The organism is Brevibacillus sp. AG162 (genome assembly GCF_006715575.1).
Classification (GTDB): Bacteria; Bacillota; Bacilli; order Brevibacillales; family Brevibacillaceae; genus Brevibacillus; species Brevibacillus brevis.
Genome location: NZ_VFNO01000003.1, coordinates 82187 through 94033 on the forward strand (window position 1 = coordinate 82187; position 11847 = coordinate 94033).

Annotated in this window: 9 protein-coding genes; 7 read left to right on the forward strand and 2 right to left on the reverse strand. The window is 45.3% G+C overall.

The genetic code is table 11. The features are described 5' to 3' along the window. The first annotated feature begins 141 nt into the window (after positions 1 to 141). The 6 genes from FB479_RS10225 (at position 142) to FB479_RS10250 (ending at position 8835) form a co-directional block, all read left to right on the forward strand. Positions 142 to 2478, forward strand: coding sequence for an S-layer homology domain-containing protein (locus tag FB479_RS10225; RefSeq protein ID WP_106652782.1), 2337 nt, complete (start codon positions 142 to 144; stop codon positions 2476 to 2478). A 163-nt stretch (positions 2479 to 2641) separates the two neighbouring features. Then, entirely contained in the window at positions 2642 to 4153 is a 1512-nt protein-coding gene (locus tag FB479_RS10230; RefSeq protein WP_142064795.1) for a monooxygenase, read from the forward strand. Positions 4154 to 4249: 96 nt separating this feature from the next. Further along, positions 4250 to 4735, forward strand: a complete 486-nt coding sequence (locus FB479_RS10235; RefSeq protein WP_106652784.1) for a MarR family transcriptional regulator — start codon at positions 4250 to 4252, stop codon at positions 4733 to 4735. Between the two features lie 151 nt (positions 4736 to 4886). Beyond that, positions 4887 to 5480, forward strand: a complete 594-nt coding sequence (locus tag FB479_RS10240) for a TetR/AcrR family transcriptional regulator (protein ID WP_142064798.1) — start codon at positions 4887 to 4889, stop codon at positions 5478 to 5480. 43 nt (positions 5481 to 5523) lie between these two features. Further along, positions 5524 to 6699 carry a DUF418 domain-containing protein gene (locus tag FB479_RS10245; RefSeq protein ID WP_142064801.1) on the forward strand — a complete coding sequence of 392 codons (1176 nt, stop codon included), beginning with the start codon at positions 5524 to 5526 and terminating at the stop codon, positions 6697 to 6699. Between the two features lie 93 nt (positions 6700 to 6792). Next, positions 6793 to 8835, forward strand: coding sequence for a molybdopterin-containing oxidoreductase family protein (locus FB479_RS10250; protein ID WP_142064804.1), 2043 nt, complete (start codon positions 6793 to 6795; stop codon positions 8833 to 8835). A gap of 124 nt (positions 8836 to 8959) precedes the next feature. On the opposite strand, the gene FB479_RS10255 is transcribed toward FB479_RS10250, so the two are convergent. Beyond that, positions 8960 to 9718 (reverse strand): alpha/beta fold hydrolase, encoded by a 759-nt coding sequence (locus FB479_RS10255; RefSeq protein WP_106652787.1) that lies wholly within the window; start codon positions 9716 to 9718, stop codon positions 8960 to 8962. A 160-nt stretch (positions 9719 to 9878) separates the two neighbouring features. After that, positions 9879 to 11060 carry a NupC/NupG family nucleoside CNT transporter gene (locus tag FB479_RS10260; protein WP_106652788.1) on the reverse strand — a complete coding sequence of 394 codons (1182 nt, stop codon included), beginning with the start codon at positions 11058 to 11060 and terminating at the stop codon, positions 9879 to 9881. 207 nt (positions 11061 to 11267) lie between these two features. Between FB479_RS10260 and FB479_RS10265 the strand changes: the two genes are divergently transcribed. Further along, positions 11268 to 11804 (forward strand): DL-endopeptidase inhibitor IseA family protein, encoded by a 537-nt coding sequence (locus tag FB479_RS10265; protein ID WP_142064807.1) that lies wholly within the window; start codon positions 11268 to 11270, stop codon positions 11802 to 11804. Positions 11805 to 11847: the final 43 nt, after the last annotated feature.

An 11847-nucleotide genomic window follows, 5' to 3' on the forward strand; every position in this document is an offset into this window, starting at 1 on the left:
TTCGGAAATCTTGTCGTCTAAAAAGAGCATTCGGCAGAAGAAAACAGTTCTACTGTGGACTTATCTATCATCTCTTCAAATGGGAGTGTCTGCTGGAGAGAAAAAACTGATGAAACTGTTACATTAACGGAGGGGTTTATTTTGCAAAAAGCAAAGAATCGGGCAAGCAAGGATTTCAAAAAATTATTGGCGACAGCGGTTCTGGCAGGTTCGCTTGCATTGCCGGGGACCGGATTGGCTGCTACGGCACTGCCATTCTCCGACATCGGAGGAAACGTTAATAAAGACGCGATTCTGAAATTGAATTATGCAGGTGTGTTAAAAGGATATACCGATGGCACGTTCAAGCCGAATAAAGAAGTGACGAGAGCGGAGTTCGCCAAAGTTGCGGTGCTGGCACTCGGGTACACAGATGCGCAAGCAAAGCTCTTGCAAGGAAAAACAGTCTTTAAAGATCTGCCTGCAGATCACTGGGCGACAGGTTATATCAATCTCGCTGTATCGCAAGGCATTATCAAGGGCTATCCAGATGGCACCTTCAAACCGAATCACAATGTAAAAATTGCGGAAGCGTTGACTGTTTACGTTCAAGGCTTGAAGATCGACGTTCGTCCATCAGCATCAAGCGAGTGGTACATCCCGTACTTGCTGGAAGCGGACAGAGCAGGTATCTACGATGCAAAAGAAACACCGACAGCAGCAGCTCCGCGTGATATCGTCGCGAAGTATACAGATAAGTTCATGGAAACGCCTGTATACGCAAACGGCGCATACTACGACAAAGATGGCAATGCAAAAGGAACCATTCAAAAGCTGCCAGTAGTAAAGGGAGCAGTCGCTTCGTATGACAAGTCTGGCAAAAAGCTGAAACTAGTCGGACAAAACAAAGAAATCGAAATTGCTGATTCCGCGCAAGTATACGGCAATCTGGTCGTAGGCGCGCAAGTAGAATACATCACGAAAAACGGCCGAGTGGCTTTCCTCACCGTTGTTACTTCTGACTCCGAAATCGTCGAAGGGATCGTGAAGACTGGCCTTAATTTTACAACGGCTGTAGGCGATGAGAAGAAATTCAAGGCAATCGTCAATGGAAGAGAAGTCGTTTTGGAAGTAGAAGATGGTGTAAATGTAAGCCGTTCTCACATCGGCCAAAAGTTTGTGGCAGTCGTTGGCGACAATGGCAAGATCAAGTCCATCACGATTAGCGACAACACGACAAAAGGAATTGTGGAAAAAGTATCTTCCGTGAGCGGTTCCAACTCGAAGAAAGAGCTGAGGGTAGACGGCACGACTTATGTTCTGGATTCCAAAGCAACGATCAAAGGCAAGGCGCATCCAGAGGCGAAAGCAACAAGTGCATCGTTCTCTGACATCGAAAAAGACGACTTGGTCGAGCTGACACTCAATGTAGACGGCAAAGTATCCGAGCTTGTTTACACGAAGCTGAGCTTCACGGATACGATCACCGTTGATACAAACAAAAACCTGATTCGCGTTGCTGGCGTCAATTACGAGGTGCATGAAGATACTGAGTTGTTCGTAGACGAAGACGAAGTAGATGAGCTGGATGAGTTGACGAGCGGCCAAATTGCAGTGCTTACGTTTGACAAGAATGGAAATCTGGTGAAAGTAGAGCAGGGTGTAGGAGCAGCTACGAACAAGCTGGTCTCCGACACAACCGCGTATGCAGCAGGAAAGCTGGCAACTGTGAAAATCGACGGGAAAACCTACGATATCTTGACCAACGCGAAGCTGACAGTCGATGGTGACTCCGTATCACCAACCATGGTTAAAACCGATCAGTTTAATGACCACCGTATCCTTACGTGGAAATACAATGTCGGCACGAATGACATTGTGGAACTGACTTTGGAAAAGCAAACCGTAAAAGGATACGTGACGAAAAAATCCGGTTCCAAAATTACCGTGAACGGGAAAGTGTATGAGCTCTTGTCCGGCGTCACAATTGACAGCGATGCAGCATCCAACGACAAAGAGTACACGCTGACACTCAACAACGCTGGCAAAGTAAAAGCCGTTACAGGTGCGCCTAGGAAAGTAAGCGGCGTGGTTGACTCTGTTGAGGTTCGTAACGATGACGGCAAGGTGACTTCCGCGAAAGTAGAGGTTAACGGCAAGACGTACGATGTAACGGATGAGGACGCGATTGAAGACGTTGATCAATTTGAGTACGTGACATTGACTCTTGATCGTGACGGCGATGTCATTGCTGCTTCCATCAGTGGAAAACTTGCGAAAGAAAACGTGAGTTTCGTCGGAATCGAATCCCGTGTGAACAAAGACAAATACGTATTCTTCGGTGACGTATCGACGAGCTTGAAGATGACGGAAGACGCAAAGATCAAATACTACAACGGTAATGACTTGAAAGAAAGCGATCTTTCCACCAAAGACAAAGTGGATTTGTGGACAAATGACCAAGGTCATGTCTATGCCATTGTTGTAGCAAAACGATAAGAAAATAGAAAAAGGCGATCTCTTCCTCCATTCGAGAAGGGGTCGCCTTTTCATTTGCTGGCATCGTCTTTAAAAAGTTTTTAATTGAAAATGGTTTTCAATTAAAAAAAGATGTGATATATTCATATTGTTTCGTGCAAAACAAAAAAGAGGAGTGGTTTCAATGCAGGTTGATTATGACGTGATTATTGTTGGTGGTGGACCAGTTGGCATGATGGTGGCTGGAGAGCTGGCGTTGGCTAAAATGAAGGTGTGCGTACTTGAGCGGTTAAAGGAAACGACTCCGTATTCACGGGCACTCACTGTACATCCGCGCACACTTGAAATCCTGGATTTGCGCGGGTTGAAAGCGAAATTACTTGATAGAGGAAAGCCGATTTCGACGGGGCATTTTGCTGCGCTTGATACACGCTTGGATTTTTCTGTCTTGGATTCTTCCTCTAACTACACACTGATTATTCCCCAACATGACACGGAGAAGATACTAGAGGAGTGGGCAAAAAGTCTAGGGGTGGAAATACGCAGAGAAGTGGAGGTAATGGCCGTACACCAAGATCAGCACGGGGTTGAGGTTGAGGCTTCCGGGCCGAATGGAAAGGCTGTGCTTACGGCACGCTATGTGGTCGGTGCAGATGGAGCTGCCAGCATTGTCCGCAAGGAGGCAGGCATTCCGTTTATCGGCAAAAATGCTACTTTTACAGCTATGCAGGGGGATGTTGTTTTGAAAAATCCCCCAGAATCAGGAGCTGCTTCACACTTTAATGAGCATGGTTTGGTCATGATTGTACCCTTGCCAAAAGGGATGCATCGGGTGGTGCTGATCGATCCGGAGCGAATGGCAGTGCCAAAGGAAGAACCAGTTTCGTTGGAGGAATTGCGCACTAGTTTACTGCGTATTCTTGGCGACGATTTGGGGATTTCCGACCCGTTTTGGATGACTCGTTTTGGAAATGCGACCTTGCAAGCTCAGCGTTATCGGGAGAGACGGATTTTCCTGGCGGGAGATGCGGCGCATATTCATTTTCCAGCCGGAGGACAGGGGATGAACGTTGGCCTGCAAGAGGCAATCAACCTAGGGTGGAAGCTGGCGGCCCAATTAAAAGGTTGGGCACCGGATTGGCTGTTGGACAGCTATCATACGGAGCGTTTCCCCATCAATACCGCATTGCTAACGAATACTCAGGTGCAGTCGTTGCTGTTCGGTAGTATGGAATTCTCCCCATCCGTTATCGCTTTGAGGAATATGGTGTCCGACCTGCTGCAAATACCCGAGGCAAATTATCTGCTGGCTACCCAAATCTCTGCGTTCAATATCCAATATGAACCGGATGGGGAGATGCAGCCGCATGTATTGAATGGTCGACGTTTTACAGAGTTGAATCTGCGTCTGGAGAACGGTGAGTGCCAGAATGCATACGAGCTTTTTCATTCCGGTTCATTCCTTTTGCTACATTTAGGATCGGATGAACGATTGGACAATGCTTTCGATTGGTCGAAATACAAGCATGTCCATGTGCTTCGCGCTTCGCTTGCTGAGGGAGCTACTGATTGGCATGACGTGCATACAGCGCTGATTCGACCGGATGGATATGTCGCTTGGGCTGTTTCCCAGTCAGAGTCTAATCCTATGGAAGCCATTCGGAAAGGAATTACTCACTGGTGCGGGCAAGTTTAATTGTTGCAGAATTGTTTTGTGCGAAACAAAATAAATTGTTTTTCTCGAAACAATCAGTATATAATGGAGAGGAGATGGTTATTTAGGAGACATGATATGCAAAACACAGAGCTTTCCAAGCAGCGGATTATGCAGCTTTACATACAGCTCGTTACGCAGCAAGAGCAGCGAGAAAGCAATTTAACTACACGAATGGCGGAAGAGATGCAGAAGCTGGAATCCGAGATGGGAATGAAGCTAAACCTTACGCTATCCGAAATTCATTTCATTGCCTGTATCGGAGATCATGGTCCCATTAACGTCACCACGATTTCGGAAAAAGTCAACTTAACGAAAGGGTCCATAACACGGATCAGTAAAAAGTTATGGAAGCTTGATTTAATTAAAAGGCAACAGCTGGTTGATAATAAGAAAGAAGTGTACTATCGGCTAACCGCAAAAGGACAAAAGCTGTATAAGATTCATCACCAGGTGCATCAGGACATTGAACAGCGATTTATGGGTTTTCTGGATAAATACACACCGGAGCAATTAGCATTTTCCCGCGAACTGCTGGAGGACTTGCTGGATTGGGATTTCTGAAATCGTAGAAAAAGGGACACCATCACACAGATGGTGTCCTTTTTTGGCTCTGGGTCCTCTTGACAATTAAAATCCGCCTGCATAAAATTTGAATGACCAATCAATTTTTTGATTAATCGACCAAAAACTATCCATCAGGAGTGGAATAGCAATGACTGATTCTTTTATTGCCGAGGCTAGAAGAGAGCAAATTGTTCTTGCTTGTATTGATACATTGGAAGAGGTTGGCTATCACAATTTAAGCTTAACGAAGGTAGCAAAAAAAGCCAGGATTAGCACAGGGCTTATTTCTTATCATTTTCGTGACAAGCTTGATCTTATGAATCATACCTTACTGTTTTTGATAGCGAAGCAACTTGATTTTATTCGTGGGAACGTTGTGTTATCACATTCTGCAATGAAACAACTGGAAGCTTTTATAGAGGCACATCTGACTTATCAAGAAACCCATTATAAACATACAATTGCCTTGATTGAGATTGTTTTTAATGCTCGGAATGAAAATGGGGTGCCATATTACAGAATGGAAGACGAACCTGAAGAGGACGGACTTAGAAAGATGGTAGTGGATATTCTCAAGGAAGGCCAACAGAATGGGGAATTTACTCCATCCTTTCAAACAGAAATAGTAGCATCCTTTATTATCGGGGCGATCGAAGAAAGAATGCTTAAGCCGAATTCATCTATACCCATGGAGCAATACGCCGTTGAGCTCGTAAAAATGGTGATGAAGCTCATTGTCTAACGATACCGTTGAACTTTTGGCAACAAACAAAGGAGTGGATCGTATGTCCGTTTTACTTCATATGATAACGGCGGAGACAAAAAAACGTGCCGTTTCATTAGATCTGGCCAGAGGCGCTATGTTACTACTTATTGCACTCGCACATGCCCCGCTGTATCTGTACGCTTTGGAACCCGGGATCGTTCACAGAATGGAAAGTCAGAATTTCTTTGATCAAGTTGTCAATCTTTTTGGCATGTTCATCATTGATAACAGAGCAAGAGCGATGTTTGCCGTTTTATTCGGTTATGGTTTGGTACTGGCTTTTAATAGTCAAATGGCGAAAGGAAAAAGAGAAAAAGATGCTGTAAAGGCGGTCCGGAGGCGTTCCTGGTATTTGATAGTATTTGGAGCAGTTTTAGTGGTGATCATTGGCGGTCAAGATATTTTAATGGCCTATGGGGTAGCTGGTCTTCTCGTCAGTTGGCTGTTAACACGTGAAATAAAGACGCTGATCCGAACCTTTATTGTTATCACGGTATTCTATATCATCGCAAATCCGATAATGTGGGGCTTCACGATGGAATCCATCGGAGATTATGGGTTTCCTCCAGAGGTGTTAGCTACAGACACCTATCTTAGCACACTGCTACTTAGTTTGACTTATTTCCCGTTTATTCCTATTTTTATTCATGGCATGTTCCCGATTCTTCCTTCCGTTTTGCTGGGAATGTGGATTGCCAACTATCAATTATTAACCAAGCCGGAGCAACAGATACGAACGCTTACTTTCATAACAACTATCGGCTTAGCTGTTTCTATACTAGGAGCATTGCCTTTAACCTTTATAGGGAACATATGGAACCCGAGTTTTTTTCTCGCTGGTTTCGTGTACGGATTCCACATTTTAACCGGAATTGCTGGAGGATTAGCTTATGCGGCTTTCTTTGGAATCATGGGGGCAAAGTTAAAAAAAGCGGGGCCTTTACTCCAGTCGTTTATGGCTTTAGGAAAACGTTCCTTAACATTCTATGTATGGAATGAGGCGATGCTGGTTTTATTGTTTTCACCAGTAGCATTTGATTTAGGGGGACGCGTTAGTAACGGAATCGCTACTTTGATTGCCGTTGGTATTTGGGGTTTGTCTCTCCTATTGGCCACGATTTTAGAAAAACATAATCTGAACGGACCATTAGAAATCGTAATGAGACGATTCGTATATAAAAAGAAAATTCATTAACTTCTCATTCGCGCAGGGGTAGTGCCTTCTTTTTTCAATCGATTATAATAGCGTATAAAAGCCAGTTATGGTTAGGAGAAAGAGGGGAACTCCATGACTTATACCACGCAGGAAAACGGTGTTTTTCCAGCAGTCTGTTCACTTGACTGCCCGGACCAATGTGGATTGCTCCTTCATAAAAAAGAGGGGAAAATCATCAAAATTGAAGGGGACCCCAACCATCCGGTGACGAAGGGAAATATTTGCAACAAAGTCCGAAACATGACAGAACGCATTTACGATCCCAAGCGACTCACGCATCCGCTGAAACGCACTGGCAAAAAAGGAAGCGGGGAATTTGTCCGAATCAGTTGGGAGGAAGCGATTGCGACCATTACCGAACGCTGGCGTGCCTTAATCGACTCAGACGGTCCCGAGAGCATTTTGCCTTACAGCTTTTACGGAAACATGGGGCGGATTAGTGTGGAAGGCATGGATCGCCGTTTTTTCCATCGTATGGGGGCCAGTCAACTTGACCGGACGATTTGCAACAGTGCAGGGGCTGTAGGGTACAGCTACACGATGGGCGGAGCCTTTGGAACAGATCCGGAAGACACCGTTCATTCCAAGCTGTTCATCATGTGGGGGATCAATACGGTTAGCACCAACATGCATCAAGTGGTGTTTGCAGAACAGGCTCGAAAAAACGGGGCGAAGATCATCGTGATTGATGTCCATAAAAATCAGACAGGTCGATGGGCTGATTGGTTTATCCCGATTTTACCCGGAACAGATACGGCTTTGGCTTTGGGCATCATGCATGTGCTTTTTGCAGAAAACTTGGTGGATTCAGCCTTTATGGAAAAGTATACGGTCGGACATGAAGAGCTCAGGGAGCATGTACGTACCTACGATCCTGCTACCGTATCAGCCATAACGGGTGTCCCTGTCGACGATATTTACAAATTGGCGAGAATGTATGGCACCACTTCCCCGTCCTTTATTCGCATCGGAAACGGCATTCAGCATCACGACAATGGTGGAATGTGTGTAAGAACGATTGCTTGTCTTCCGGCCCTGACAGGGCAGTGGCTCGTCAAAGGTGGTGGGGCCAATAAAGGGAATAAAGGCTTTCTGGAGCACAACAAGCTTGCCGTGCAGCGACCAGATTTGCTGGCCAATAAACAGACGAGAGTCATCAACATGAATGAACTTGGAAAAGCGTTGCTCGATACAGAACCGCCGGTGAAGTCGCTATTCGTCTATACGAGCAATCCAGCCATTGTCGCACCGGAAGGAAACAAAGTACGGCAAGGCTTGGCGAGAGAGGACCTGTTCACGGTCGTGCATGACTTGTTTTTGACAGAGACGGCTCTCTATGCCGATATCGTTTTGCCAGCGACGTCTTCTTATGAAAATACGGATTTTTACACGTCGTATTGGCATCATTACATTCAGCTTCAGCAACCGGTGATCGCCCCATTTGGAGAGAGCAAATCCAACACGGAGGTTTTCCGCTTGCTGGCTGCTGCGATGGGATATGACGAACCTGTTTTTCAAGACAGTGATGCAGAGATGGTAAGACAGGCGTTGGAGGGACACGGCAATCCTCATCTGGAAGGAATCACGTATGAAACTTTGGTCGAAAAACAATATGCCAAAGCAAATAGGGAACCTTTCTTTTTGGAACACCTTCCAACCCCAAGTGGCAAAATTGAGCTTTACTCGCAAGCAATGGCAAAACGAGGGTTGCCCCCATTACCGACGTACACGCCATTGGTGAATGATGGGGATTTCCCGTATTTATTTGTCCCGGGGCCCAATCACAATTATTTGAACTCCACGTTCTCGAATAATGAGAAGCATAAGAAAATGGAGAAAATACCTCGTTTGCATATGAATGTGGCAGATGCGTCTGCATCAGGCATAAGTGACGGAGATACGGTCCGCATATGGAATAAGCGGGGAGAATGCGAGCTGGTTGTATCGATAGGAGAAAATGTTTTACCGGGAGTGGTGGTCAGTCAAGGCTTGTGGGCTGATGCTCCTCACTCAAAGCATTATGTAAATGCGCTGACCCCGGATCGCATCGCGGACATGGGGGGAGGAGCTACCTTTTTTTCCGGACGTGTCGATGTGGAGAAGGTCATACGATAAAATATCAGCGAGTGTCTCGATTGTAGCCGGACACTCGCTGGTTACTTTTATTACCCGAAAGGATAGGAAGGGTTATTGTGAGGGAGTTGTCCAATGATCATAGTTGCTGTAGAACCAATTCACCTTAATTATTCTGAGCTTTACACGAAAGCAGCATGTCCTTAATGATATCTACGACAACATCTGGCTGATCAATATGAATGGCATGTCCAGCATTTTCAACGATGATATGTTTGCTGCGGGTTGATAATTTCGTAAGCTCTTTATGTAAGTGGACCCAAGCAGCCATAGATTCAGGATTATGATGAGATTGTAATGTACCCGATACGACAATGAGTGGCTTGTTGCCAAGTGATTTAGAATTTCGAGCTTGTTCAAAGCTTTCTTCCATCTCTTGAATAGAACCTTCAAGAACAAACTGACTATAGTACGCTGCCTGAATTTCTTCAGAGAACAATGGAACCATGACTTTATTTTGATCTTCATGACATGGATCTAATAAAATCACTCCGGCAACCTCTTCTGGGAATGTACTTGCATATAGTCGGACATTCAATCCCCCAAAAGAGTGCCCGACCAAAACGTAAGGGGGGGACACGTTTGCTTTTTGAAGCAAGCTTCTAAGATTCTCGATGATTTGCTGACTATGACGAGGTCTTTCATCACTTTCACTTTCCCCTATGCCTGCTCGGTCATAAATGAACATCCTAGTATGCTTTGAAATGTCACCGCCAATCGAACTCCAGTAGTTCAATGTACACCCATAACCAGAATCAAAAACCACCGTCGGAAAATCACTTATTTCACCAAAATATTTAAAACATAGTCTAACTCCACCGATGTCGAGCTTTTGACTCGTTTCATTTATTCCAATGTCACTCATTTTATCTCCTCCGTATATTTTTTCATTCGGTTCATTTCCACAAACTACGCAATCATCCTTTTTTTTCAAGTTGGATTGGGTGAACCATAAGAAATTAGGAGCTTTGCATACAAAAAAGTGTCCCTACTGCACATGGCAGTGGGACACTTTCTTATGTCACTTACAGGACGAAGCTGACGACGACACCAGACAAAAGACTAACCAGCGTGGCACCGAACAGCAGCTTCAACCCAAAGCGAGCGACCACATTGGATTGTTTCTCATTCAGACCTTTCACCGCACCAGCGATGATGCCGATAGAGGAGAAGTTCGCGAACGAAACGAGGAAGACAGAGAGAATTCCTACTGTACGTGGGCTTAGTTCAGATACGACTTTGCCCAGCTCGATCATCGCCACAAACTCGTTCGTTACGAGCTTCGTCGCCATGATACTGCCAGCCGTCATCGCCTCCGCAAAAGGAATGCCCATCAAGATGGCAAAAGGAGCGAAGACGAAGCCGAGCATTTCTTGGAACGTCCAGCCGAAAATCATGCCGAACAAGCTGTTCACAGCTGCGATCAAGGCAACAAAACCGAGCAGCATTGCGCCCACGACTACGGCAACCTTGAAGCCGTCCATGATGTACTCGACGAGCATTTCGAAAAAGGACTGCTTCTCATTGCTTTGAATCTCCAGTAAATCTTCTTCTTCGTTCACTGTATAAGGGTTGATGATGGAAGCGATAATAAAGCCGCCAAACAGATTCAGGAACAGTGCTGTGACGACGTATTTTGGCTCAATCATCGTCATGTATGCACCGACAATCGACATCGAAACAGTCGACATGGCTGACGCGCATAGCGTATACAGACGGTGCTCTGGCAACGAACCGAGCTGTTTTTTCACAGTGATGAAGACTTCATTTTGGCCGACAATAGCGGAAGCGACAGCGTTGTAAGACTCCAGCTTACCCATGCCGTTAATTTTGCTCAGAACAAAGCCAATTGCTTTCATAACAATTGGCAAAATCTTGAAGTGACGCAAAATACCGATCAGGACGGAAATGAAGACGATGGGGAGCAATACTCCAAGGAAAAAGGACATTTGTCCGTCGTTTGCCAGATTGCCAAAAACGAAATTGATCCCTTCCGCAGCAAAGGCAAGAAGTTTTTCAAACGATTTGGAAATGGCTGAAACGAATATAAACCCAAACTTGGTATGCAAAAGAAGAAAGGCAAGCAAAAATTGCAGAGCAATCATGACGAAGATCGGTTTGTATTTGACCTTTTTACGTCCATTGCTCCCTAACAATGCTAACCCGATCACGATGAGTAAGCCAACGATGGGAATGATGTAATTCATTACAACCTCCGAGAAATTTAATAATGCTAAACTTGACAGGCAAAAAAACGCACTTCCCGACAAGAGAAGTGAAAGCGGTTTATATTCTATCATCTCGATAATATGATTGCAATTTATATGTATGTTCAGAATTCTTATCCATTACGCTTGGAAAGCTGAAATCGGGCGTACTAGCATAAGCCCACCACCATACGGTTTATGGAGGAGGTGAAATCCTTGGATGAGTTGCAGAGGCTCAAGCAGTTAATCACTTCAGCAGAGCATGTCTGGACTCAGATCGCGAATTCGCCGAGAGGAAAGCCTGTGTATACCGTAAACGGTGTGGATTACACGCCATTGCCCGAAAAATACAACACCAAACGAAAAATCTCCCGTATTTTCCGTCGGTATTGGGGAAAGCAATTGACGGAAGTGATGATTCGGAATCTCCATTTACGGATGCTAAAAGGTAAGCTCTGTGTTCCTTATCGTGATATCCCACCTTTTCCTGCAACCGTGCTGTCGTTGCAGATAAAAGTGAATCTGCCGGATCATCGGACCGTGGCTGCGATACTGAGCGGGGGAGGGAAAAAAACACGAGTCGACTACCGTTTGATCCGAGTAGGTGCAACCAAAACGTTCACGATCATGAAACGCTCAGGCGAGCAGTTTGATCTGAGATATCAATCTCTTCCCACCATTCCCCTCAACCCGAAGGCACAACCCGTACGTAGAACCAAGAAACGGGGAAAGACCAGAAAGTAACGAAAAGCTCCTCAATTCCCCCGAAACATAAGGGGCGAGGAGC